Genomic DNA, 25,150 nt, shown 5'->3' with positions numbered 1-25,150 from the left:
TATGAATGCGAAGATCAGTAAAGGCGAGAAGTCGCAGTTATGATTTGTGCTGTATGACAATTCTTTTGATCGTAATCGTATTGTCTCATTTTGCTGTGACACTTGTCGTCAGTGCACACATTATGCTCACAAAAAGGGACACAGCTTCAGCGATCGGATGGATCAGTACGGCATTTATGATGCCGTTTGTAGGTGTGTGTCTTTATGGGATGTTTGGAATCAATCGTGTGAGGCGTCTTGCCCGACGACTGGTTCGCAAGCGGGGTAATCCAGAGGCGCCCGCGCTCCACTATGCTATCCGTTCAAATGAAGGGCCATTTGCTCCACTGGCCAGTATGGTTGGTAAACTGACAGGCCGTCCGTTGATCGGTGGTAACTGCATTGATGCCTTTATTGATGGTGATGGCACATATCCCGCAATGCTTGAAGCTATTGCTGCGGCGCGCGCGAGTGTCCTGCTGTCTTCTTACATTTTCCGAGGAGACCGTATCGGAGAACAATTTATAGCAGCGCTTATAACAGCTCATAACCGGGGAGTGGCTGTGCGAGTGCTGGTTGATGGCATCGGCGCAGGATATTTCATCTGTCCGGCAGTGCGTCGTTTGCGAGCCGCGGGCGTTCCCTGCAGTCGTTTTCTGCATTCGATGCTGCCTTGGCGGATGCCGTTTATCAATCTTCGTAATCACCGCAAAATTCTCGTTGTTGACGGCCATTCGGGGTTCATTGGTGGCATTAATATCGGGGATGAAAATGTTGTAGCCTGGCATCCGGCGAATCCGGTGTCCGATGTTCATTTCCGACTTCAGGGGCCTATTGTCAGACAACTTACCGAGGCATTCGCCTGGGACTGGGCTTTCACATGTGAAGAGGATCTGAGCGGGGAGATTTATTTCCCGATCCCGGATGAGGCTGGCGACGATGTGATGCGGGTTGTTACATCAGGTCCCGACACTGATCTCGAGAAAATTGAATTTACAATGCTGCAGGCGATCACGCTGGCAAAAACCAGCATACGGTTGATGACTCCTTATTTTCTGCCAGGTACACGCATTTCTACGGAACTTGGTCTTGCAGCTCTCAGGGGCGTTGTAGTCGATATTATCATTCCACAGGCGAGTAACCATCTGATCATGGACTGGGCCTGTCGTGCGGATATTCATCCTGTGCTTGATGCCGGATGTCGTGTCTGGCTCGCAGAGGCACCCTTTAATCATGCCAAGTTGTTCAGCGTTGACCGGAGCTGGGCTTTTATTGGAAGTTCTAATCTCGACATGCGCAGCTTAAGGCTGAATTTTGAGATTAACGTGGAATGCTACAGTTCCGGATTTGCGTGTGAGATCGATGATTTCATTGCTCGTCATCGCAAACGCCGGCTTACTCACCATGACCTCGATGAAAGGTCATTTCCTGTTCAGTTGCGTGATGCTGCCGCGCGTCTCATGTCACCATATCTGTGAGAAAATTTATCTTTCTCCATTGTGTCAGAGCAACGGAGAAATGCGGTAACTGTCTGTGTTAAAGCGACATGCCTGAACATTGAACCAGTGTTGCAAACGTCGTAGGAGAATGGGGTCCATGGTGGTCCCCCAAACTCGCACCGTGGATGAATACCGGCGACGCGGTCCTTCCCCCCAGGTCGCGTCGCCACCCTGATTCCCCAGTATTTGAAGGATTTTTGCTGCGATGACGCCTCATCCGTTACGCGTTGGCATAACCGGCATTGCCGGCCGGATGGGGCGGAGGCTGGCTCAGAGTTCTGTAGAATCTGGCTTTGTCGTGGTTGCAGGCACCTCCCGGCAAATCGACGATGAAGCGCTGGCGTCTGATCCATTGCCGGATGGTTTCAGGCTTGTGAATGATATCTCCGAATTGGTAGGCGACGTTGATGTTGTCATCGACTTTACGCATGCGTCGACAGTTATTCCGCACGCGGCTGTTCTGGCGGATGCGGGTGTCCCATGGGTACTTGGAACGACTGGATTAACTGCCAGCGATCAGCGTGCGGTGGATGCAGCCGCAATGCGGATTCCGGTAGTGCAGGCTGCGAATTTTTCGACAGGGGTGACGCTTGTTATGCGTATTGCTCGCGAAATGGGGGCTGTACTGTCGGCAGAACAATATGATGCCGAAATCGTGGAAATGCATCATCGTCAGAAAGTCGACGCTCCGTCAGGCACCGCTCTTGCTATTGGTGAAGCGGTTGCGGAAGGCAGGCAGACAACACTGGCTGCAGTCAGAGAGCCTGCCAGGGAGGGGCAGTGCGGGCCACGCAAGACCGGAGCAATAGGTTTCGCCGCATTGCGGGGCGGGCAGATCGTGGGAGAACATACCTTGCTTTTCACTTCAGCCACAGAACAGATCGAACTGGGTCATCGCGCATTCGACCGGCGGGTGTTTGCTGATGGCGCTGTGCGGGCTGCCGGGTGGGTGTCTGGTCAGCATCCAGGTCATTATTCAATGGACGACGTGTTGGGTCTTGAATAAATAGCAAGACCATGTAGCGGCCAGTGAGGTCGCTATGGCACTGTATCCCATCTCGTGTGACCCAGATTAACAGACCCGCGTCTTGACCAGCGGCATATCCTCCGTCAAACGACATGCCTCCCAGGCGCAATGTTCGCGGGGTCGCGATAATTCCACCTTTTAGTGAGGCAGTCGGCACAATCATGATCAAGCACGGCGAGTTCCTGTTTACTTCAGAATCAGTGTCCGAAGGCCACCCGGATAAAGTGGCTGATCGGATTAGTGATACCGTTCTGGACGCGTATCTGATGGCAGATCCTGAATCACGAGTGGCGTGCGAGACGCTGGTAACAACCAATCGCGTCATCCTGGCAGGTGAAGTGCGAGGTCCGGCATCTGTGACTTCAGATAGCCTGATTGAGGCGACGCGGGAGGCAATTCGGGATATTGGTTACGACCAGCCTGGTTTTTCCTGGAAAAACGCCGAAATTGCTAATTATCTTCACGCTCAGTCCGCTGATATCGCTGTTGGTGTCGACAGCGCCGATAATAAGGATGAGGGCGCAGGCGATCAGGGCATCATGTTTGGGTTCGCGACAGATGAAACCGAAACTCTTATGCCGGCGCCACTTTTCTACTCGCACAAAATTCTGAAGACGATGCGTGACCTGCGTCGTGCAGGTGATTCGCGTGCTGCTGGTCTCCAGCCAGATGCAAAAAGCCAGGTTACTTTGCGTTATGTGAACGGTAAGCCGGTTGGTGCAACATCTGTTGTGATTTCCACGCAACATGATGAAGGTATGAGCCAGAATGCTTTGCGAGATGAACTCAGGGCAATTGTCGCCGATGTTCTGCCTGATGGCTGGCTCCCGCCGGAAGATGAATTCTATGTGAATCCTACCGGAATTTTCGTCATTGGTGGCCCTGATGGTGATGCCGGTCTGACTGGCCGTAAAATTATTGTCGATACCTACGGTGGCGCTGCTCCGCATGGTGGCGGCGCGTTTTCGGGGAAGGATCCGACGAAAGTCGATCGTTCGGCCGCTTATGCCTGTCGCTACCTGGCGAAAAATGTTGTGGCAGCAGGGCTTGCGGATCGTTGTACGTTGCAGATCTCTTATGCCATCGGCGTATCGCATCCCCTTTCAGTCTATGTCGATCTTGACGGCACTGGTAAAGATGTCGACGAAACGAAGCTCGGACAGGTTCTGCGCGAAGTGATGAATCTGTCGCCACGTGGTATTCGCCAGCATCTGCGTCTGAATCGCCCGATATATACAGAAACATCTGCCTATGGTCACTTCGGTCGTACGCCCGATGAGGTGCGTGACACATTCCCATGGGAACGGATCGACCTAGTCGATGCTCTTCGCGGTGCTTTTAACCGCTGAGACTGCAATCGGGGTATGATGGAGCAGATAAAGATAGTGTCGAAGGAACCTCAGCCACAACATATTGTGGCTGAGGTAAAGCCGCCAGCTCCGCGTCTTTATGGGCGACAAAAGGGACGACCGCTGCGGCAACGTCAGCAGTGTCTGATTGACGAAGCACTTCCTCGCATACGTTTTCCGCTGCGGGACGCCGGATCCCCGGCATCGGCCTTCACGGTTCAGCCAAAGCAAATCTGGCTGGAAGTCGGGTTTGGCGGAGGAGAGCATGTTGTTGCTCAGGTCGCCGCATATCCTGCGGTAGGGTATATTGCTTCGGAAGTATTCGAGAATGGTCTCTGTTCGCTTCTCTCCAGATTATTTCCTGAAGGACAGGAAGCGACAGCGCCTCTTCCACCCACGCTAAGAGTCTGGGATGACGATGCAAGATTGCTTCTGGCACAGTTGCCGGAAGCATCACTTGATCGACTATTTCTGATGTTTCCTGACCCGTGGCCAAAAGCCCGGCATGCTAAACGTCGCTTTGTTCACCCGGGAAATCTGTCACTTGTAGCGCGGGTATTGAAACCGGGTTCTGAATGGAGAGTTGCCAGCGATGACCCGACCTATCAGGCCTGGGTCGAGGAAGTGATGGAAAATCAGAATCTCTTTGAGATCGCTGAGGCGGTAACAATTCGCCCTGATGACTGGCCGCCCACGCGATATGAAGCAAAAGCGATTAAGGCTGGTCGCCAGCCATTTTACTGGCGTTTTATCCGGCGCTAAGGCGTTTTCATTTTTAAGATTAATACCAGCCAGCGTTGAGGCTGACACATGAAAAGAGCGTCCCGGGGCTCCGGCCCGCATCCAACTAAAGGTCACAGACCTCTGGAAACTGGTTTGTTATTCAACAGATCGGTGTGAAGGGGCCTGAGGTCCCTCCCGGGTCCCGGGCTCCTTTATGATGGTCAATCTATTATGCGGGTTGGTATAATATCAACGGCTATACATATTGACCTGTTGTGTCCATGGTCTTGAAGCGATTGAGCGTATTCTGTCGTGAAGTGCGACGAATGTGTTCCATGCATCACAACAAGCGCTGACGATGTTCTCGGTGGTTTTGAAGGCGCGGTTGGCGAGATAATTCGATCGCAGAAGCTGCCAGACATTTTCGACCGGGTTCAGCTCCGGAGAATAGAGCGCAGGTGCAGAAGGCTGATATTGTCTTGTCTGGCAAGGCTGAGCTTGCCGCCAGTCCTGTGCCCATCCGGCGCCGTCCAGTGTGACGACGGCATGCACGCCCAAGGCGACGACTGGCCATGCAGATGAAAATAGCCACCATAATCAGTAGTCGGAAACGTGAAAACGCCACCCAAAGTAGGCGACGCATTTACTCAGTAATAATTTTTTCATGCAGATTTACATGCACAGCAAACACTCCGGGTCAGTGTCGCCCGTTATCGGTCAGTGGGTCTCAGCGGCAGAGATAATATCATAGCCCGGTGACCCCGGCGGCGGTCCGGGAGGAGGAGCATCTTCAGCAGCCAGAGAAATGAGCTGATGGCTGTCTGGTCCAATCTCATGGGCATTGATAGCGACACCCAGTTCCCCCGATGTGCCCGGGCCGGCAGCAAAAACCGTAGCACCCGGTACAAGCCATGTCGCAATTCGTGCTGCAGCGCCGGGCGGAACTTTGACAACTGTGTGGTCTTTCAGGACCACACCATTTAGCGCTCCCTGAACATCATAGAGGCGCATCCAGACTGTGCCATGAGCAGCAATATCAGGTCCGGCGATCATCTCAGGTGAGTGCCGGGGCATCGTGATGCCTGTATCCTCAGTACGTTCTCCATGCGGGCCTGAGATCGTGAAGGCTCTGACGAGCGGCAACGTTTTGCCTTTGAGGCCTGTTCCCGTAATATGCTCTCCACGTTTCACGATCTTGGGTAAGGCCCATGCCAGGTCCGAAGAGACCAGTACCTCAGTTCCGTCCGTCAGAAGCACTCCTGTAACGCCACCGCCGGGAGAAGGAAGATATTGCGCCACTGTTCCGTTGAAGCTCGGGAGTACAGAAAAATCATAAACGGAAACATTGCCCGTATTCGCGGCACAGGCAGGAAACACCGCGCAAGTGGTCGCTGTTCCGAAAACGATTGCCATAAAATGAAAAAACTGACGCATGACAGATCCAGGCATTCGCACATCCGGTGAACCACTTATCAGGTTGCGCCAGACTGCATGGCGAAAAAACAATGCTTATAGCGACATGAGGCATGTCACAGGACAAGCGAGATGTCAGCGGGTCAGTGTCGGAAGTGACGCATACCAGTAAAAACCATTGCAATTCCGGCTGCGTCGGCGGCCGCAATGACCTCATCGTCCCGGATGGATCCGCCTGGTTGAATCACGGCAGTCGCACCCGCAGACACGATGGTCTCGAGGCCATCCGCGAAAGGGAAAAAAGCATCGGAAGCGACAACACTGCCTTTTGTCAGTGGATCGCTGTGCCCAAGAGCCGCAGCTGCTTCAGCACTTTTGCTTGCGGCGATACGAGCGGAATCGACGCGGCTCATCTGGCCGGCACCAATTCCAACGGTCGCGCCGTCTTTAGCGTATACAATAGCGTTTGATTTTACGTGTTTGGCCACACGGAAGGCGAAGAGGAGATCCTTCATCTCTTCAACGGTTGGAGCACGTCTGGTCACAACTTTCAGATGAGTTGTATCGATCCGTCCATTATCTCGCGTCTGGGCCAGGAAGCCACCGGCGACGGAGCGCACAATGACTCCGCCTTCCTCTGGATCAGGCAGAGCATCAGTCAGGAGGAGCCGGAGATTTTTCTTCCGCGCGAGTATCTCCTTAGCTGCATCAGTAGCATCGGGAGCGACGATAACTTCTGTGAAAATCGTGGCGATTTTTGCAGCTGTAGCTGCATCCAGAGTTCCATTCAGCGCAACGATGCCACCAAAAGCTGAAACAGGATCACAGCGCAGCGCGTTGTCCCACGCACTGACAAAAGTGGCTGCGGTTGCGACACCACAGGGATTGGCATGTTTGACGATTACGACCGCCGGCAATTCAAACTCCGCAACAGCTTCAAAAGCCGCGTCAGTATCATTCAGATTGTTGTAAGACAGTGTTTTTCCCTGGATCTGACGTGCTGTCGCAACGCCAGGGCGCTTGCTGCCATCAGTGTAAAAGGCAGCTTTCTGGTGCGGGTTCTCGCCGTAGCGGAGCACTTCACGCCGCTGACCGGCCAGGGTGAAACGCTCAGGAAGGACGTCGCCACGTTTTTCAGCAAACCACGCGGAAATCGCAGCGTCATATGAGGCTGTACGTGCGTAAGCTGCCCCGGCAAGTTCTCGCCTTGTTTCAAGCGTTGTTCCACCTTCGCTGAGAGCCGCGAGAAGCCTGCCATACTGATCAGGGTCAGTCAGCACCACCACATGAGGATGGTTTTTGGCAGCAGCACGAATCAGCGCCGGCCCGCCAATATCGATGTTTTCTATGCAGTCATCATCCGAAGCTCCTGAGGCTACGGTAGCTTCGAAGGGATAAAGATTGACGGCTATGAGATCGATCGGAGCAATCCCGTGAGTTTCCATCTGGGCTACGTGCTCAGGCATGTCGCGACGCCCAAGAATGCCGCCGTGAATCTGCGGCACGAGTGTTTTGACCCGACCATCCAGAATTTCCGGAAACCCCGTATGGTCAGAGACTTCGGTTACGAGCAAGCGTGCCTCACGGAGAACTCTGGCCGATCCTCCGGTTGAGAGGATTTCTGCCCCCTGAGCCACAAGGGCCTGTGCGAGCCCGATAAGCCCGGCCTTGTCTGAGACGGAAAGAAGGGCGCGTCTTACAGGCAGAAGGGACGGCTGACTCATCGGAAACTCTCTTTCTCGGCGTCGCTGTGGTTTTCGTGCATCCTCAACAATGCAGATGACGATCTCGCGGCGTAATTAACCAGCCCCCCTTGCATTGGCAACAGAGATGAAGCCGGCGTCTTGTGGCCCCGGGTTCCCGGCCAGGCTTACAAGGCGCTTCAGGCTTTTCATGTAAGTAATGCACGCCGTCAGGACCTGGCGATCAGGATAATCGGTTGGCGTTTGAGCGGATGAGCTTTCCTGTCATCTCATCGGCGAGTGTTCCATCGGGAGTGCCGTATTGCTACCGATTAGCCTTAATTTAATAGCGAAACAGGTTCTCACAACAATCAACTGATTCTGATCGACGAAAGAGGCTCTTGTCGGCTGTGGAGTAACCGTCCGGGTTCGGGCAGGAACTAAATAATCTCGAGTACATTTACTAATTTACTCGAAAATATTTTGGTTGTGTCTATGGTAAATATATCAGGATCGCTGCGGTCACTGATTAGTCTCTGAATTTTCCACGATCGTAACGACCTTATAGTGCTGATCGATGTTCGGGAAGAGGATAAAGTAACGGCGCATGCGCTGAAAAGCGGCATGCGCCGTTATAGACTATCAATATTTCCGACTCGTGAAACGTTCCAGCCAATGGATGGTATAGTCCCCTCTCTGAAACTCGGGATCGGAGAGAATGCGCTTATGTAACGGAACGACGGTTTTTACACCTTCGACGACAATCTCATCCAGAGCACGCTGCATTCTTGCAATGGCGGCCGCCCGCGTTGGTGCATGCACGATCAGCTTGCCGATCATGCTGTCATAAAACGGAGGCACACGATAACCCGTATAAATCGCGCTGTCCATTCTGACGCCCAGACCACCAGGTGGATGAAATACTGTGATCGTTCCGGGACTTGGGATGAATGTATCCGGATCTTCCGCGTTGATACGACATTCAATCGCGTGCCCGGAGAAACTGATATCAGACTGAGAGTAACCCAGTTCTTCTCCCGCCGCGATACGAATTTGTTCGCGAACGAGATCAACATCGCAAACCATTTCCGTCACCGGATGCTCTACCTGCAGCCGGGTATTCATCTCGATGAATGAGAACTGCCCGTCCTGATACAGGAATTCCAGCGTGCCCGCATTCCGATAGCCCAATTTTGCCAGAGCTGCTGTGGCTGTCGCTCCAATCGCATCACGTTCCTTTGTAGAAAGAGCGGGCGACCCCGCTTCCTCCAGCAGTTTTTGATGTCGCCTCTGGAGAGAGCAGTCGCGTTCGCCGAAATGCACAACATTTCCATGCGTATCGCCCAGAATTTGTAATTCGATATGGCGGGGACGATCGAGATATTTTTCCAGATAAACGGCATCGTTGCCAAAAGCTGCCAGCGCTTCCGTTCGCGCGACGCTCCAGGCTTCAGCCAGCTCATCTTCACTATGAGCGACTTTCATGCCACGTCCGCCACCGCCGGCAGTGGCTTTGATCAGAATCGGATAACCGACATGCGCCGCGACATCCCGCGCCTCGTCCAGGGTTGCAAGCTCGCCAGCCGAACCTGGAACCAGGGGCACTCCAAGCGCCTGCATTGTGGTCTTGGCGGTGATTTTATCACCCATAGTGCGAATATGTTCCGCGGTCGGGCCAATAAAAGCCAGGCCATGCGCTTCGACGGTTTCAGCGAAATCCGCGTTTTCCGACAAGAAACCATATCCGGGGTGGATGGCTTCTGCTCCGGTGATCGTAGCCGCTGAAAGAATGGCAGCAACATTCAGGTAAGAGTCTTTTGCTGATGGCGGCCCGATGCAGACTGCCTCATCGGCAAGCCGTACATGCATCGCGCTTTCATCTGCCGTCGAATGTACGGCTACTGTGCGGATCCCCATTTCGCGGCATGCCCGCAGGATACGCAGGGCAATTTCGCCGCGATTGGCGATCAGAATTTTGGAAAACATTACTCAACAATGACGAGTGGCTGACCGAATTCAACGGGGTCACCGGATTCGATAAGGATCTGTTTTACAGTCCCGCTTTTGGGGGACTTGATCTGGTTGAAGGTCTTCATGGCTTCAATCAGCAGAAGTGTCTGTCCGGCTGTCACTGCCTGTCCGATGCTGATGAATGGAGGGGAAGATGGATCAGGCGCCAGATAGGCAATTCCGACCATCGGACTGTTAACCGCGCCCGGATGCCTGGAAAAATCAGCTGGCGCAGCTGCGACTGGCGTAGCAGGTCCGGCTGCGGCGATCGTTTGAACCGGGATTGTCTGCACAGGGGCAACAGCTGGCGCCGCAGCGCGTACGACCCGTATACGGCTGTCCTTCTCCGCAATCTCAATCTCTGTAAGTCCTGTTTCCGTCAGGATGCCGGCCAATGCCCGTATGGCATCTGCGTCTACGAGCAGTCGGCTCATTGCGTGTCCTCGCTGAGAATAATATCGGTCATAGCCTGGAGCGCGAGCGCGTATCCCTGCACACCCAGCCCACAGATAACGCCAAGAGCGCCACGTGATACATAGGATTGATGTCGGAATGCTTCGCGGCGGTGAATATTCGAAATATGGACTTCGATCACAGGAAGATCCACGGCGAGCAATGCGTCGAGCAATGCGATGGACGTATGTGAGTAACCTGCCGGATTGATGATTATTCCCTGCGCCCGTCCGCGGCATTCCTGAACCCAGGAAATAAGCTCTCCCTCACCGTTGGTTTGACGGAAATCGATACCAATATCCAGTCGTTCCGCCGCCTGCGCACAGAGTTGTTCGACATCGTCAAGGGTCGCGCGACCGTACACTTCCGGCTGGCGCAATCCAAGCATGTTCAGGTTGGGTCCGTTCAGAACGGAGATAAGAGGTCGGTCCATGATGAGGCGCCGTTAGCACGACCGGCGGTCGGCTCCAAGAGTGATTGAGCGTATTGGCTTGTCTGCGACTCTGTCTGTCTGTGCTCAGCAGGGAACAGAAGGCATCTGATCGCGAGAGTCGCTTATATGGTTTAACTAAGGCAGAACAGTGTAAAAATTCTCAATATCGGGTCACAATACGATTATGTTTACGAAATATTATCGAGGTATTGTTTCTGGTAATATCTTTATCTTACCTCGGATTGAATCAGGGTTGAATTTGGGCTTCGGGTTGGGTTTACTGGTGTCATTCTGAAACTGATCCCGGATTGGTCTGTGATATCTGAGCGCGGAAAAAATGGATCGGGCGCTTTTTCGCTTCTGGTTCTGGCAGGACTGATGTGGAGCAGTCATGCTAAAGCAGACGATGCCAAAGGAACAGAGCAAGTCGTGGCTCGTGATGCGACGGTGCATACGTCGTGGTCCGCGTCAGTGCGTGCGGCTTTTACCCGGCGGTTAGCCACGTCAGGTGCCCGCATCCAGACCGGGTTAGCAAGCTGGTACGGTGGGCGTTTTGCCCATAAGAAGACCAGTTCCGGCCATCTGTTCAGTCCTGTTGAAATGACTGCAGCGCACCCTTCCGCCCCAATCGGATCAAAATTGCTGGTGAGTTCAGAAGAAACTGGCAGGTCAGTTGTTGTGACAGTTAACGACCGCGGTCCGTACAAAAGAGGCCGAATCATCGATTTATCCCATGCGGCTGCCTCGCAGCTCGGTATGCTGAACAGTGGTGTCGCTCATGTGACAGTCAGGCCAGTGCGTCCCGAAGAAGTCCTTGAGGTGGCGGAAGCACCGGAAGATAATGGGAAATAACATGTCGTACTGACTGCGCGCCATTTTTGTTTTTCGGATAAAGGCGTTATCTCTCGGAATATTGGCCTTGCGCGCGGCAGATCAGGCCGATTTATCTGCCGCGATTCAGGTTTTCTGGCTAAACCTGAAGGACGTCTCTCTTCAGTCCTGACGCGAGTGCTTCCATTTCAGCATTGAACTCAGCACCAAGAAGCACGACCCACGCGCTTACGAAAAACCACATCATGATTGCAACAAATGCGCCCAGTGGGCCATAAGTTGATCCATAACTGGCTATGTTTGCGACATAATAGGAAAAGCCGGAGGCTACCAGGAGCCATATGAATGTCGCGGCAATCGCTCCCGGGGCGACCCAGCGCCATTTGGTATGATGTCGACTTGGTCCGAACCGGAACAGGATCATGTAAGCCACGATCATAAAGCTGGCCATGGTTCCAAGTCCGGTCAGCCGCACAGCCAGTTCCACTGATCCTGCGGGAGGCTGGATCATGAGCAGAACCGGAAGATACTGGAACAGAATGGGGAGTGCGACCATGGTGGCCACACCCAGGCACGCTTCCACAGTGGCTCCCAGTGTCAGCGAAAGGGCTAATGCCTGAAACACAAAAAAGTTCCGGGTTTCACTCGTGCCATAGGCGATGTTCAGCGCTGACAGGATCGATTTGATTCCGGCAGAAGCTGACCACAGGGCGATTGACGTTGAGATAAGCAGGTTCAGTGTCAGCGAACTGTGAGGTTCGGATACCAGTTCCTGTACCCGATCCTGAATGATGGAGAATGCCGCCGGTGGCAGGAGATTCCGCATCATATCCAGTTGCGTCGCCACGCTCTGAACGTCGAAAGCGAGACCATAAATCGAAATAAGCGTGCTGATCGCGGGAAATAAGGCCAGAGTGGCATAGAAAGCACAGCCTGCCGCTACCAGCGTAGTGGGACCGGAGATCAGTGCCATAATTGTCGATTTGCAAATTGCTTTCCACTGCGTGGATGTCAGATGCAGAGGTGAAAGAATCGCAGGTTGTGCCGGTTTCTGTTCGCCAGTCAGATCTGTGCCGTTTGCGGCAGCGGCGTGTTCTGACTGGGCTGCGGACAGAGTGGAACTCATAAAAGGTACTTAACCTCGAAAAAATGTCTGACCATCTCTGTAATCGCGAGTAACTCAGACTGATACGCTTAAGGTGAGACACATCCACTTGCGTGTGAAACGCAGGCGCCTGATGCGGAGAAACTGCAGCCTGGGATGATGAAATTGCGATGACTTCGGTGTGGCGGACGCAGCAATACTGCCTGGTTTTAAAAGGAATTCATCAACCCGTTCCACTTTTTTTCGCGAAGAGCCAAACTTTCTATTGCATGTGTGTCGGTTTGGTTCCATATGCGCCTCCCTACGCAGCAACGCACGTGCCACTGGCCCACTGAGGTTACGCAACGACGTCAAGCGTTCTGGCAATCGGGATCCCGCAGGGGATTCAGTCTTGGTCGCTGGTCCGTTAGACCGTTTCGCAACACGCCCGCCATGACTCTGTTCTGGCAGGCCCAGATAGGGATTAAGTGCGATGACACTAAAAATCGCGCAGTTTCTTTCAGAAAAACAGCCCGCAACACCCTGTCTGGTCGTTGATGTTGATAATGTCGAGGAACATTATCACAGCATGCAGGCAGCACTTCCGTCCGCGCGGATTTATTATGCTGTAAAAGCTAATCCAGCCCGACCTGTTCTTGACAGGCTCGTTTTTCTAGGGGCCTGTTTCGATGCAGCTTCCTGGGAAGAGGTGGATCTGTGCCTGTCGGCCGGAGCCCGGCCGGAGAACATTTCTTTTGGGAATACGGTCAAGAAAGCATCAGCTATCAAAGCCGCTTATGAAGCTGGCATCCGGCTGTTTGTTTTCGATTGTATCGAGGAGTTGGAAAAGCTCGCCCGGTTTGCTCCAGGCGCACGCGTCTATTGTCGCTTGCTGGTGAACAACCACGGGGCAGAATGGCCTTTGTCGCGTAAATTCGGCACGACGACTGAAAGTGCCCGTGAATTGTTGCTTCATGCACGAAAGCTTGGCCTCGACCCATACGGTGTGTCTTTTCACGTCGGTAGTCAGCAGATTTGCGCCGATGCTTATGAGGCGGCAATTGTGCAGGTGGGAACGTTGCTGGCCGATCTTGCCGCAGACGGGCTGCGCCTGAGGATGGTAAATCTTGGCGGCGGCTTTCCGATCCGCTATCGGGATGATGTCCCCAGCATCGCGCATTTTGGTCAGGTCATCCAACGTGCCATGAAGACCAATTTTGGCGAGGCGCTTCCGGAGATACTGGTTGAGCCAGGTCGTTTCATTGTTGGTGCGGCAGGGGTGGTTTGCTCGGAAGTTGTTCTTGCCAGTCGGCGTGGATACGTGGACGGACCCCGGTGGATCTATCTTGATATCGGACGTTTTGGTGGTCTTGCCGAAACTGAGGGGGAGTCGATTCGCTATGCTCTTCGTACTGAACGAGATGGCGAAGAAACAGAACGGGTTGCTCTTGCCGGGCCAACATGTGATGGCGCCGATATCCTTTATGAAAAATCCTATTATGCGTTGCCGGTGACGCTTGAAGCCGGTGACCGTGTGCAGATCCTGGGAACGGGTGCTTACGTTTCGACCTACTGCTCAACGCGATTTAATGGTTTTGCACCCCTCTCGGAGCATTATATCTGAGATTGTGAAGTGTACCCGGTATTCTCTGATGCCGGGTACACAAAGATTCAGAGCACTACGTTGAACTGAAGTCCCATAACGGCGGCATCATGGAAAGTCGTCGTTCCCCCCGGACGGTTAATGTATTGAAAATCAGGCTGGAGGGTCAGGCCTGGCGCTACATGCGCGTTATAGAACAGTTCATAGACATTCTCATGCGTCTGCTCGCCCCAGCTTGGACCCCACTGGTTCGACAGATACGGAAGACCGAGAGCCCGTGAACTCTCCTGCTGAAGCAGCACGGCCCGGCTCATATCAAGCCACTGGTACATAGCGCCGATACTGTCGAGAGGACGTCCCCACGGAGCACCTGTTTCCACCATTCCGGCCCAGGCATGGTGTGCCATTGCTGTTGTCTGGCCATCTGTCCACATATATCCGGCGAGAGCAATCAGGCCATTTGTTGGCCCTGCGCCATTGCGAATAAGCATCTGGTCGAGCTGAACCCAGGCGCTGGCCCGACCGGCATGCATTCTTTCCGGAAGACCGGTTTCCTGCCAGGAATTTCCGTTAATATCGGAATAAAGATCAGCGTAACGGGAGTTGTCATAGCTGAAACCAGCTTTGTAATGGCCATCAAGTTTGTTGCGGCCCCAATGAGGCATCCAGGCAACTTCGACGGGAGATGAAAACTTTCCAAGTCCGTCCTGTGCCCAGGCCCAGCCTGAAATGCCGCCATTGAACGAATGCGGTGACACAGCGAATAATCCAGCCATGATGTAAGTGTCGCGTGTCGGATTTACGCGAACCACAAAACCCAGATTGCCAGATGGCCAGTCACGGTTGCCCTGAGTATATTTATTAGGCGCCGGGTTTCCGCACATCGCGACGTTCATGAACATACAATAAAGTGGGGAGGCGGCGAAAAAGCTGCCTACTGGAATCCAGCCTGCACTGACGTCGATGCGATTGTGGAGAAACGTCTTTTCGCCCCAAAGATACACAAGATGCGCCACGACGTTGCCTCGAGCACCATAGATCTGCTGAACTCCGCCAATCGCATCGCCGATATACTGTGTGCTGAGATTCTGTCCATGGCCGTTAACGACCATCATATGTGTCCAGAAGCCATCCATAAATTTTGCGTTTGTCAGCTTTCCCCAGTCGACGTCTGTCTCAACACCAACCTGTCCGGCATTTGTCACACCCTGACGCCATCCACCCCGGAAATTTCCGGCCAGTTCTTCATGCACATCGACCAGAATATGGATGCCGTGATCCTGCAACCACGTCTGAGCACCCCACCAGTCTCCGAAAAAATGAGTCGCACCATAAGGTGCAGAAAACTGTTGAGGATACTGGTTGTCTTTGCCGAGCTCGTTATTGACCGCCAGAGAAGGTTCGAGGCCAACGGCACTGTTTCCGCCCGGCAATATCTGAGCTTCTGCTGGAAGTGATGCGACGCCTGACAAAAGGGAAAAACTCGCTGCGACCGCAAGCGGCATCTTTCGGAATACAGAAAACATATGGCGGGGCATATCAGAAACAAACGGAAGAAAAGGCATGAAATTTCGGCTCTGTTGCTCGTTATTTTTGCGCGGACCACGCGTTGATCTTTTGTGGATCATTTTCGTTATCTAACATGCCGCAATGGCTTTTTGCGATGTCATAGGGCAAAAAAACATCCTTGCGTGACATTTTTGCATGAATATTGACGTGAGGCGCCGCTGCGGGGATATGCTCGAAGCATGACACGTATTGATCATTCCAAACCGTTTCTGCCCGTCCGGATCGCAGTCCTGACAGTCTCGGACACACGTACGCCCGAAACCGATATTTCCGGCAAAGTGCTTGCTGAGCGGATTGAAGGTGCTGGTCACATTGTTGCTGATCGCTGCATCGAGCAGGACGATGCGGGGAAGCTGGTGAAACGGCTCGAGGGCTGGATAGCTGATCCGGAAATCGATGTCGTCATCACAAATGGAGGAACCGGCGTGACAGGTCGCGATGTCACACCGGAGGCATTTGATCGGGTTCTGGAAAAACGCATTGAAGGTTTTGGCGAGTTATTTCGGATGCTGTCCTACAACAAAATAGGCACGTCAACGATCCAGTCTCGTGCGCTTGCCGGTGTTGCCCGGGGAACTTACCTGTTTGCTCTCCCTGGTTCGAGTGGCGCGGTAAAGGACGGCTGGGACGATATCCTGGTGTTCCAGCTCGATAGTCGCCACATGCCCTGCAATTTTGTCGAGCTTATGCCACGTCTGCAGGAACAATAGGGGAATTACGGATGACAGACGATATTCGGCTACTCATGCTCGCCGGCGATTATGTGGAAGACTACGAAATCATGGTGCCATTCCAGGCACTGACGATGGTAGGTTACACGGTCGATGTTATCTCGCCTGGCAAGAAAAAGGGTGAGACAGTTATCACTGCCATCCATGATTTTGAAGGCGCGCAGACTTACAGCGAAAAACCCGGGCACCATTTCGCTCTGACTGCTGATTTTGATGCAGTGTCTCTCGATGATTATATCGGACTGATTGTTCCGGGTGGCCGTATGCCAGAATATTTACGGCTTGATCCTAAAGTCATAGCGATGGTCCAGGCGTTCTCAGATCGGCCGATTGCCTGCATCTGTCATGGAATCCAGATTCTTACGGCGGCAGGCATGGTGAAAGGACGACATGTTTCCGCATATCCGGCATGTCGTCCTGAGGTCGAGATGGCAGGCGGAGTTTATGCGGATATCCCGGTGACTGAAGCTGTCACAGATGATCAGCTTGTCACCGCTCCGGCGTGGCCTGCTCATCCGGCCTGGCTCGCTCAGTTCCTGAAAGTGCTTGGCGCGAACGTATCCATCTGAGCGCACCATTCCGGGCAACTCCGTATGGCGTTGTCCGAAATGGTAGTTTTGTCAGCGAGTGAACAAATTAACAGGACACTTCATCGTGGGGTGGTTATTTAAGCAGCAGGGTCGCTCGCACCATTGCAGTCACTTTCTGTGTATCCGGTGTCGACATGGGGGCTGCTGCCGCGCGAGCCATGAACATCATTGGGTGCGGGATCATGGACTCATCCACGGTCACGTCCGCAATTGAAGCAACCTTCATGGAAAGCTCTGAAGCAATACCGGTGGCCCGGTGAAGCATATCCTGCACTGCCTGCTTCTCAGCATCACGCATGAGCGCTTTGCGGTGGTCGTCAGAGAGTGACCAGTCCAGGCCTTCCAGAAGCAACCCCGCTGATTGCAACCGGCCAACGAGCGATAACAGTGTCTCCGGGTTCTTCGATTTCACAGAGAGGGTCTGACGGGCCTCCCAGTTTCGTGGATTATTATTGCCCGAACTGTTCTGCGATACAGAATAGGCGCCCGCAGAAGCTGACACGCCGCTCACACCCTGAGTCATCGTCATGGCTTTATGTGTCATGTCATTTGTTCCCGTCTGTGCCCGGGCAGCATTGCCAGCTTCCGTACGCACGGTCAGAGTGGCGGTGATCAGATCTGGTGATGCTTCCACCGAACCGGAGCCTGTCACATGGAGTTTCGTCCGATCGTCATCGGTTCCTCTCGGAGACTCTGCTGAGGCGCTCCAGCTAAAACACAGGCAGACAGCTGCGATGGCTGCAGCCAGTTTTGAACCTCTCATTGATGATCCTTGCCTTTGAGCATGATAAGCGCTTCCCGAAGCCGCGCCAGCCCCAGTCGGACATGGCCTTCGTCGCACAGGCGCTCTCCTTCATGACGCAACGTTCTTATGGAACTCACTGCATCATTGCTACGGGCATCAATAACGTGAAGCAAGCGTGAACAGAAATCACGACTATCAGATGTCACCTCAATGCCACTGTCGTTTTCTGCCTCTTTGCGGTCCTGATTCTCCTGTTCTGACCGGGCTTTGTCGGCGTTCAGATAAGATGGTAGCTGATTCGCGGTAAACAGGGCGGGTGAGGAGCCAGTTACCTCCTGCTCAGCCGTGGCACCACATAGTTCCAGAGCCAGGGCAGGCATAACAACTAAGAGAATCACACGTTTCATATGTGAGGCTGTATCATCACGGATCTGTCCTGATGATGGGAAGACTGTGAATCCTGCTTCATGTCGGTTTCAGGTGCTTCTTTACTCTTTCCTGAAATGGGGAGCTGCATTTCTACCGATAAACCTGGTGAACGCCGTACAAATTGCAATATGCCGCCATGTAATTGTACGATAGCCTGTACCAGTGACAGCCCAAGGCCTGATCCCGGCGTGTTGCGGGCTGAGTCGGCACGAAAAAATCTTTCGGAGGCACGATCAAGATCGGCTTCGCTCATTCCCATGCCCTCATCTGTCACGGCGATGGTCGTAGCTTGTCCGGGCGATTTCCCGTCATGAGATAAATCGGGACCTATAGCGGCGGAGACAGTAATGGTCCCGCCATGCGGTGAAAATTTGATAGCATTATCGAGAAGATTGGATATTGCCTGCTGGATCATAGAACGGTCGCCATAAAACGAGATACGCTCAGGCATTCGGGGAACGACGCGGATCTCCTGTTCTTCAGCGACAGGTTCATAAAGTTCGACAATATCCTGCAAAACGGTGACGAGATCAAATGATGCGAAGGCGGAGCGACGTGATCCGGCTTCAATCTGCGCAATTCGTAACAAAGCCTCGAAGACCGTTGTGATATTATCGAGATCATTTACGCCGTTTTCGATAGCCATGCGCAGTGCTGCTTCATCAGGCGCATGCAATGCAGCATATTCGAGCTGAGTTCTTGCCCGGGTGATTGGGGTGCGGAGATCGTGCGCAATGGCATTGGAAACCTGCTTTACGCCGTCCATCAGCCGCGCGATACGGTCGAGCATTTCGTTGATTGCTTCGGCGACCTCATCGAGTTCATCGCCACGCCCGGACACGTTCATTCGCCGGCCCATGTCGCCATGTGCTATAGCAGAGGTGGTTCGGGCGATGGAGGAGATCATCCGCCGAAACATGTTGCGCACCAGAAGGGCGCCGACGAGCGTCAGAATAGTAATGACGACCCACGCCCATAACAGCGTATCAGTCAGAAGCCTGCGCAGATTGGTGCGACCTCGGACGTCTCGCCCGACCAGTAATCGATAGCCGCTTGGTAAATCGAATGCCTGCACTTCAGCGATGCCGCGGGAACCTGCCCGTCGGATAGTCAACTGATACCAGACACCGCTCATTGCGACATCGCCAGGCCAGGCAGAAAGATTGCCGGCCACGCGCTGACCGTGTGGATCGACAAGAAGGTAAAGCGCGTCGTCATCGACGTTGTCTTCAAGTCGGTCTTCAATGGTCAGAGCCAGCGCTGAAAGCCCTCCATCGGTCCATCGTTCCGATAAAGCCCGCGCATCCGCGGAGACTGATGCTTCAACCTGACGTTCCAGTAAACCAGCGGTGCCCCACCAGATGACAGACAGGAACATTACTGCCGAAACCCAGAAGAGGACAGCGTAACCGAGTGCAAAGCGAACTCCGGCGGAACGGAGACCACCGATATGATGACGAAAAGCAGCGTAGGAAAAGCGCCGGTTTTTCCGGTTTTCAGTCCGCCCATTACGTCTGTTCGCAGCGGAGTGAACCGGAATCACTCCGCCCGACCCAAATCGAATTTTGAATTAAGCGATTTCAGATCGACCGTCCTTATGAGCTGATCCGAAAGCCATATTGTACAGCTGCTTTTCATGGCTCAGTCTGCGCGCAGCATATAACCTGAGTTGCGCACGGTCTGGATCAATGGCTGTGAAAAGGGCTTATCGACTTTCTGACGCAGTCTTGAAACATGGACGTCGATGACGTTGGTCTGCGGATCAAAATGGTAATCCCATACTCCCTCCAGCAGCATGGTGCGGGTTACCACCTGTCCTGCGTGGCGCATGAGAAATTCAAGAAGACGAAACTCCCGTGGCTGAAGGTCGATTTTCTGTCCATCGCGGCGCACGCTGCGCGACAGAAGATCCATCTCCAGTCCGCCAACTTCGAGTTTGGTCTGGGGAGCTGCCTCATTCCGACCCCGGCGCCCCAGGGCCTCCACCCGGGCGAGAAGTTCCGAAAAAGCAAAAGGTTTGGTCAGATAATCATCGCTGCCTGATTTGAGGCCGGCGACCCGGTCATCCACATCGGCCAGCGCCGAAAGAATCAGAACTGGTGTGGCGTTGGACTGGGCGCGGAGGGTTTCAAGAATGCGAAGACCGTCGATACCGCCGGGTAGCATCCGGTCCAGAATAATGACATCGAATTTCTCGCTGACTGCCAGAAACAGGCCGTCTTTTCCATTGTCGGCCTGTTCGACGAGATGGCCCGTTTCAGTGAGGCCTTTTGCCACGAAGCTTCGGACGGTCGGGTCATCTTCAACGAGAAGTATACGCATGATGTGACTCCGCAACTGCGATGTCCCGTGTATCGGGTACTTCAAGTCTAGAGAGCGCGCGCCTGCCTGTCACCTGAACGCCGTTGCTCGTACGGATAAAATGGAGTGCCTGCTTACGATAAAGCTGCTAAGAAGCCGCCGGTTCTTCTTTGAGGGGCATTCCGGGTAGTGCTTTAGCGGCATCCAGGTCGCGCCACATGCCACGGAACAGAATTTCCGCAGGCCTGAAATTCGATTTGTAAGCCATTTTACGACTTTCTGCGATCCAGTAGCCAAGGTAAACGTATGGCAAATTTCTGGCGCGAGCTCGTTCGATCAACCACATCACTGCGAAGGTTCCAGGTGAGCGGGCATCCATGGTCGGATCGAAAAAGCTATAGACAGCGGAAAGACCATCTCCCAGTCTGTCTACGAGACTGACTCCGGTCAGCTGATCGTTTTGCGTACGGAATTCGATGATATTCGTCTCGATCGGGGTGTCTTCGACCATCGAGCGATAGTCAGTGAAGCTCATCCCCGCCATATCACCTTCAGCATGACGCGCCATCTGATACTGATGAAACAGGATGAACTGCTCGGCAGTTGCCCGTGCCGGCATTTCAAATCCTTCAATTGTGGCGTTAGCCTTCATGATTCGGCGTTGTGTCCGGCTGGGAAGGAACCGCATCACGGGAATGCGGATCGGTATACAGGCGTTACAGCCGTTACAGACCGGTGCATAAGCAATCGTATGACTGCGGCGAAATCCGGAACGCGACAGCCGCTCATGCAGACCTTCCGCGTCGGCGCCGGCGAGGTCTGTGACGACTTTTCTCTCCATTCGCTCCGGCAGATACGGACAGGGCAGGGGAGCCGTCGTATAGAAAAACTGAGGATGACGCGATGAATAGGTCACGGTCTCACGCCTCCTTATTTTGCGCCATAGCAGGCAACGGATACCGTCCGTTACCTGCTGAGGTCAGGACTGATAATGTGGGTAAGACCGGACAGGTTTCAATCACCCTAGTGTATGCAAATCATACCTGAGACTAATAATGGCCCCCCGTCAGCCCAACCCTTTATGGATTCGTTCGGCGGCTTCGATGGCGAAATAAGTCAGAACGCCATTCGCGCCGGCACGCTTAAAGGCCAGCAGACTTTCCATCATGGCCTGCTCGTGATCAAGCCAGCCGTTCTGTATTGCCGCCATCAGCATCGCGTATTCACCGGATACCTGATAGGCAAAGGTAGGAACCGCGAAGCGCTCCTGGACGCGTCGGATGATGTCGAGATACGGCATTCCCGGTTTCACCATCACCATATCCGCGCCTTCCAGGAGATCGCTTTCGACTTCCCGCAGAGCTTCGTCCGAATTGGCGGGGTCCATCTGATAGGTTTTTTTGTCACCCTTCAGGAGACCTCCCGAACCCAGCGCATCGCGAAACGGGCCGTAGAACGCGCTGGCATACTTAGCCGCGTAGGACATAATCCGTGTGTTAACGAAGCCGCTTTCATCGAGATCACGCCTGATGGCTTCAATCCGACCGTCCATCATGTCGGATGGTGCGATAATATCGATCCCGGCAGCCGCCTGATTGGTCGCCTGACGCTTCAGAATCTGCACCGACTCATCGTTGATGACATAGCCATCGCGAATAATCCCGTCATGACCGTGGCTTGTGTAAGGATCAAGTGCGACGTCGCCAATAAGGCCGATCCCGGGAAATTCCTTCTTAAGCAGGCGGGCTGCCCGGCACATCAGATTGTCCGGGTTCATGGCATCCGTGCCTTTTTCATCACGCACTTCAGCGGGGGTGATCGGAAAAAGTGCGAGAGCGGGGATGTCGACCTTAGCTGCCCGTTCGACATGAGCGGCAAGCCGGTCAAGCGTCACTCGCTGTACGCCAGGCATCGAAGCAACATCAGTAACGGAGTTTGTTCCCTCCATGATGAAGATCGGCCAGATCAGATCATCAATGGAAAGAGATGTCTCGGCGACCAGTCTGCGGGTAAACCGGTCGTGCCGGTTGCGGCGTAGTCGGGTTAAGGGAAAACGACCGATGGTCATGAATGGCTCCTCTGACACCGATCGGAGAGCAGACACTCCCCGCCCGGATCAGCTTGTGATCAATTCAGAAGTGCAATCCGTGAGCCGGAGCAAAAGATCGCACTTTCACTGCGGGATATGCCCCGCCGCTAACGGAAATATGATCCCTTTCTGTCCGTCTGCAAACAGACGAGCGCGCAACCCTGTTTTCGGGATTTTTTCGTAACAAAACGATTCGTATATTTAACAAATATGCCGAACATTCTGAGATGACGTAATTTTAATATTTTACAGTGGCTCCTATGGCATCAGTCCATGCCGAACCATTCCACCAGACGGGAATCCCTTTCTGGCTGGTCGAGCCCGTCACTGAATAACAATCACTGCAGTAACGCTGGTCTCCGGTGACAGATCCGCTGGTCGGCAGAGCAGAATAAGTACTGACTGGTGCATTGACAGCGCCATTGCTCTTGAGTCTTGCGTCGACAACGACATTGCCGTTGTCTCCTGCCGTCTGCGAGATGTGGACCGCTCCGTCTGTTCCTGCCCAGATATTTCCACGCTGAACATTATTCGCGTCGTTGAAGTAGATTGACTTTCCGTTGGTCACGGTTCCATCGGCGATCAGTTGCGCTGCTCCGTTGCGGTCAACCGCGAAGCCGCAGCCACTGTAGCCACATAGTGCAATTCCGTTTGGGTAAGTTGCCGGATTGAATTCCAGATGCTCCTGCAGAGTGCCGTCCATGGAAAGGCTCCGGATGTCGTTGTGACCATCGACCTGAACACCCATGCTGGTCGTGATGTCATTGTAATCATTTGTATTATTGGTATCGTCGAGATTGCGCGTGTTCCAGACTGTCAGGCGCATATCGTGAGAAGAGCCCGGCCACGCCGTGTCAGCTACCCAGCCAGGACTGTTTGATTGATCGAATTCCGCCACTACTTTTTGGGAGCCCTGAGTATAATCAGGCCCGCCGAAGCTGCCGGACGCAAATGGCCTTGAGGCAATGTTCTGCGAATACCATTCACCGTTGATCTCAAGCATGTTGGCGTTTCCGCCAGCAAGGTTCATGTCATAACTATCGGCTGTCGGATTGCTTCTGCCGCTGTATGCGACTGTGATGCCGTGCATATAGGCTGTGTTATTTGTCTGGTCATTGTCCCAGAGATCGTATTCGATGCCTTCGCAACTTCGTGTCTGGTTGTTTGCCTTGCCTGTCGGGTCGTTAATGTCGCCTGGCTGTGCGTGTGGCGTCGGTCCCGGTAAATAGCAGATTACATTATTAGCAAATGCTTTGGTATAAACTCCGAACATAATTGCCGGATCAGTGAAGTCTGACCATACCGTGTCAATTGCCGGCGTCGAGCCGTCCGCCGTTGATGTCCCCGGAATCTGATTGGCTGTGGCGGAAGGCTGATCGAAAATACGCCATCCGTCTGTATAAATCTCTGTAATGAGACCACTTGCGTTGGCACCATAACCGGTCAGCACACCAGCATAAGTTCTGATTTCTCCTGTGCTGGCTCCCAGTTCGTTGGTCATCATCCGTACATGATTATGAGCCTTGATCCAGTCTGACCATTTCTGAGGAAGTGGGTTGGAAAATGTGGCTCCCCAGGAAGTAAATGTCGGGATATGTGTCAGGTTGTCCGGTGCAGTAACCGCCGCCCCTGTTGTCGTGAAAACCGGTGAACTCGGGCCCGCGTAGGTATAACGCGCCACGGCATCGAAATTATCGGTAGTAGCAATGCCATTTGCGTCGCCAACGCCAACGCCGGCAATTGAACCACGCATATTTTCAGATTGCATATAAACGCCCTCAACAATGCCCATATTGCCCTCACCGTAAGGGATATTGTGGATGAAGAGAGGAACGCCATCGAACTCCTGCGATCCGCCAAGTCGCAGATGGGTCGGAGGCATGTAATCGTCGACCGTATTGTTATCCATCATCCATCGGTGATTGAAAGCGACCGGGGGATTAGCTTCCTGAATGTTGCTGCCTGTGCCTGTGACCGTCCATTGAATTGCATCATTCCATCCGACTGTCGCATAATCGCTGGCTGTCGAGGTTGTCGTGGCAACCGGATCAGTCAGTGAACCGGATGCATCAAGTGCGGCAGGACCGTCTGGCTGGCCAAGCTGAGAGCTCTGAAGTGCGGATAGTGCCGTGAAATAGATCTGGTTAACGGTAGCAGAGACGGAACTGATAGTGCTCGTGTTCTGCTGGCCGGCACTGACGACGCTGGCAAGCGTCTGGTTTGTCCCAGAGACGACAGTGGTGCCGCTGATTTCGGCTACTGTAAATACAGAGGAGGCAAGAGCACCTGAATAAAACGGCATAATGTAAGCAGCAGCCATGCCGAGAGTGATACGGCGCCAGGATGTCGTCAGGGAGTGATGTTTAAATTCTCGATGTTGTGTATTCGGGAAAGCCCGCGAAAAAATCCGTATCATCATATCCTGCTGGATTGGCGAAATAAAATTAAAGAAAAGTCGTTCAATATCTGTCGCAAAATCTGTGTGAACCGATGCGGATATTACCCCGTCTCCACTCGCTCCGCCGATAATGAGTCCGGACGGTCATCAGGTGGGGCTGTTGGTCGATCCTGTTGCATGGGGGGTTTTCTCGGGCTTCCGAAGCAGCTATC

Annotated in this window: 23 protein-coding genes; 8 read left to right on the top strand and 15 right to left on the bottom strand. The window is 53.5% G+C overall.

Annotated features, from left to right (window positions below; genetic code table 11):
- Positions 1–53 precede the first annotated feature (53 nt).
- From GOB85_RS06970 to trmB, 4 genes are all read left to right on the top strand, one after another.
- The gene (locus GOB85_RS06970; protein ID WP_173576870.1) at positions 54–1,457 is read left to right on the top strand and encodes a phospholipase D-like domain-containing protein; all 1,404 of its coding nucleotides are present in this window, start codon (positions 54–56) and stop codon (positions 1,455–1,457) included.
- A 226-nt stretch (positions 1,458–1,683) separates the two neighbouring features.
- On the top strand, positions 1,684–2,484 hold the full coding sequence (gene dapB / locus GOB85_RS06965; protein WP_173576835.1) for a 4-hydroxy-tetrahydrodipicolinate reductase: 801 nt from the start codon (positions 1,684–1,686) through the stop codon (positions 2,482–2,484).
- Between the two features lie 182 nt (positions 2,485–2,666).
- The gene (gene metK, locus GOB85_RS06960; RefSeq protein WP_173576834.1) at positions 2,667–3,854 is read left to right on the top strand and encodes a methionine adenosyltransferase; all 1,188 of its coding nucleotides are present in this window, start codon (positions 2,667–2,669) and stop codon (positions 3,852–3,854) included.
- 36 nt (positions 3,855–3,890) lie between these two features.
- Positions 3,891–4,616 (top strand): tRNA (guanine(46)-N(7))-methyltransferase TrmB, encoded by a 726-nt coding sequence (trmB, locus tag GOB85_RS06955; RefSeq protein WP_408737047.1) that lies wholly within the window; start codon positions 3,891–3,893, stop codon positions 4,614–4,616.
- Between the two features lie 210 nt (positions 4,617–4,826).
- On the opposite strand, the gene GOB85_RS06950 is transcribed toward trmB, so the two are convergent.
- The 6 genes from GOB85_RS06950 to aroQ all read right to left on the bottom strand — a co-directional run bounded on the left by GOB85_RS06950 (position 4,827) and on the right by aroQ (position 10,568).
- On the bottom strand, positions 4,827–5,135 hold the full coding sequence (locus GOB85_RS06950; RefSeq protein WP_173576833.1) for a transposase: 309 nt from the start codon (positions 5,133–5,135) through the stop codon (positions 4,827–4,829).
- A gap of 159 nt (positions 5,136–5,294) precedes the next feature.
- Positions 5,295–6,026 carry a hypothetical protein gene (locus GOB85_RS06945; RefSeq protein ID WP_173576832.1) on the bottom strand — a complete coding sequence of 244 codons (732 nt, stop codon included), beginning with the start codon at positions 6,024–6,026 and terminating at the stop codon, positions 5,295–5,297.
- A gap of 107 nt (positions 6,027–6,133) precedes the next feature.
- Entirely contained in the window at positions 6,134–7,714 is a 1,581-nt protein-coding gene (gene purH, locus GOB85_RS06940; RefSeq protein ID WP_173576831.1) for a bifunctional phosphoribosylaminoimidazolecarboxamide formyltransferase/IMP cyclohydrolase, read from the bottom strand.
- Positions 7,715–8,314: 600 nt separating this feature from the next.
- On the bottom strand, positions 8,315–9,658 hold the full coding sequence (gene accC, locus GOB85_RS06935; protein WP_173576830.1) for an acetyl-CoA carboxylase biotin carboxylase subunit: 1,344 nt from the start codon (positions 9,656–9,658) through the stop codon (positions 8,315–8,317).
- Entirely contained in the window at positions 9,658–10,116 is a 459-nt protein-coding gene (locus tag GOB85_RS06930) for an acetyl-CoA carboxylase biotin carboxyl carrier protein (RefSeq protein WP_173576829.1), read from the bottom strand. Before GOB85_RS06930 ends, accC begins: the two co-directional genes overlap by 1 nt.
- Positions 10,113–10,568, bottom strand: a complete 456-nt coding sequence (gene aroQ, locus GOB85_RS06925; RefSeq protein ID WP_173576828.1) for a type II 3-dehydroquinate dehydratase — start codon at positions 10,566–10,568, stop codon at positions 10,113–10,115. The genes GOB85_RS06930 and aroQ overlap by 4 nt, the downstream gene beginning before the upstream one ends.
- 315 nt (positions 10,569–10,883) lie before the next feature.
- Between aroQ and GOB85_RS06920 the strand changes: the two genes are divergently transcribed.
- Entirely contained in the window at positions 10,884–11,420 is a 537-nt protein-coding gene (locus GOB85_RS06920) for a septal ring lytic transglycosylase RlpA family protein (RefSeq protein WP_173576827.1), read from the top strand.
- 118 nt (positions 11,421–11,538) lie between these two features.
- Here the strand turns inward: GOB85_RS06920 and GOB85_RS06915 are convergent, their stop codons facing one another.
- A complete protein-coding gene (locus GOB85_RS06915; RefSeq protein ID WP_173576826.1) occupies positions 11,539–12,525 on the bottom strand; it encodes a YihY/virulence factor BrkB family protein in 987 nt (328 codons plus the stop codon).
- A gap of 451 nt (positions 12,526–12,976) precedes the next feature.
- On the opposite strand from GOB85_RS06915, the gene GOB85_RS06910 reads away from it, so the two are divergent.
- Entirely contained in the window at positions 12,977–14,107 is a 1,131-nt protein-coding gene (locus GOB85_RS06910) for a type III PLP-dependent enzyme (RefSeq protein WP_173576825.1), read from the top strand.
- 47 nt (positions 14,108–14,154) lie between these two features.
- Here the strand turns inward: GOB85_RS06910 and GOB85_RS06905 are convergent, their stop codons facing one another.
- Positions 14,155–15,591: a carbohydrate porin gene (locus GOB85_RS06905; RefSeq protein WP_242011342.1), complete on the bottom strand. Its 1,437-nt coding sequence runs from the start codon at positions 15,589–15,591 to the stop codon at positions 14,155–14,157.
- Positions 15,592–15,834: 243 nt separating this feature from the next.
- On the opposite strand from GOB85_RS06905, the gene moaB reads away from it, so the two are divergent.
- Positions 15,835–16,365, top strand: coding sequence for a molybdenum cofactor biosynthesis protein B (gene moaB, locus GOB85_RS06900; RefSeq protein WP_173576824.1), 531 nt, complete (start codon positions 15,835–15,837; stop codon positions 16,363–16,365).
- 11 nt (positions 16,366–16,376) lie between these two features.
- Positions 16,377–16,955, top strand: a complete 579-nt coding sequence (locus tag GOB85_RS06895; RefSeq protein ID WP_173576823.1) for a DJ-1/PfpI family protein — start codon at positions 16,377–16,379, stop codon at positions 16,953–16,955.
- Positions 16,956–17,049: 94 nt separating this feature from the next.
- Here GOB85_RS06895 and GOB85_RS06890 read toward each other — a convergent pair whose 3' ends face one another.
- From GOB85_RS06890 to GOB85_RS06860, 7 genes are all read right to left on the bottom strand, one after another.
- Positions 17,050–17,739, bottom strand: a complete 690-nt coding sequence (locus GOB85_RS06890) for an SIMPL domain-containing protein (RefSeq protein WP_173576822.1) — start codon at positions 17,737–17,739, stop codon at positions 17,050–17,052.
- Positions 17,736–18,128, bottom strand: a complete 393-nt coding sequence (locus tag GOB85_RS06885) for a hypothetical protein (RefSeq protein WP_173576821.1) — start codon at positions 18,126–18,128, stop codon at positions 17,736–17,738. Before GOB85_RS06885 ends, GOB85_RS06890 begins: the two co-directional genes overlap by 4 nt.
- Positions 18,125–19,600 carry a sensor histidine kinase gene (locus GOB85_RS06880; protein WP_338421669.1) on the bottom strand — a complete coding sequence of 492 codons (1,476 nt, stop codon included), beginning with the start codon at positions 19,598–19,600 and terminating at the stop codon, positions 18,125–18,127. The genes GOB85_RS06885 and GOB85_RS06880 overlap by 4 nt, the downstream gene beginning before the upstream one ends.
- 191 nt (positions 19,601–19,791) lie before the next feature.
- Entirely contained in the window at positions 19,792–20,472 is a 681-nt protein-coding gene (locus GOB85_RS06875) for a winged helix-turn-helix domain-containing protein (RefSeq protein WP_146887381.1), read from the bottom strand.
- A 127-nt stretch (positions 20,473–20,599) separates the two neighbouring features.
- Entirely contained in the window at positions 20,600–21,367 is a 768-nt protein-coding gene (locus GOB85_RS06870) for an arginyltransferase (protein WP_173576819.1), read from the bottom strand.
- Positions 21,368–21,517: 150 nt separating this feature from the next.
- The gene (hemB, locus tag GOB85_RS06865) at positions 21,518–22,519 is read right to left on the bottom strand and encodes a porphobilinogen synthase (protein WP_173576818.1); all 1,002 of its coding nucleotides are present in this window, start codon (positions 22,517–22,519) and stop codon (positions 21,518–21,520) included.
- Positions 22,520–22,778: 259 nt separating this feature from the next.
- A complete protein-coding gene (locus GOB85_RS06860) occupies positions 22,779–24,959 on the bottom strand; it encodes a hypothetical protein (protein ID WP_173576817.1) in 2,181 nt (726 codons plus the stop codon).
- Positions 24,960–25,150 lie beyond the last annotated feature (191 nt).

This window comes from Acetobacter fallax, assembly GCF_011516735.1.
Classification (GTDB): Bacteria; Pseudomonadota; Alphaproteobacteria; order Acetobacterales; family Acetobacteraceae; genus Acetobacter; species Acetobacter fallax.
Note: the sequence above shows the minus strand (reverse complement) of the source record. Positions and strands in the feature narration are given on the sequence as shown.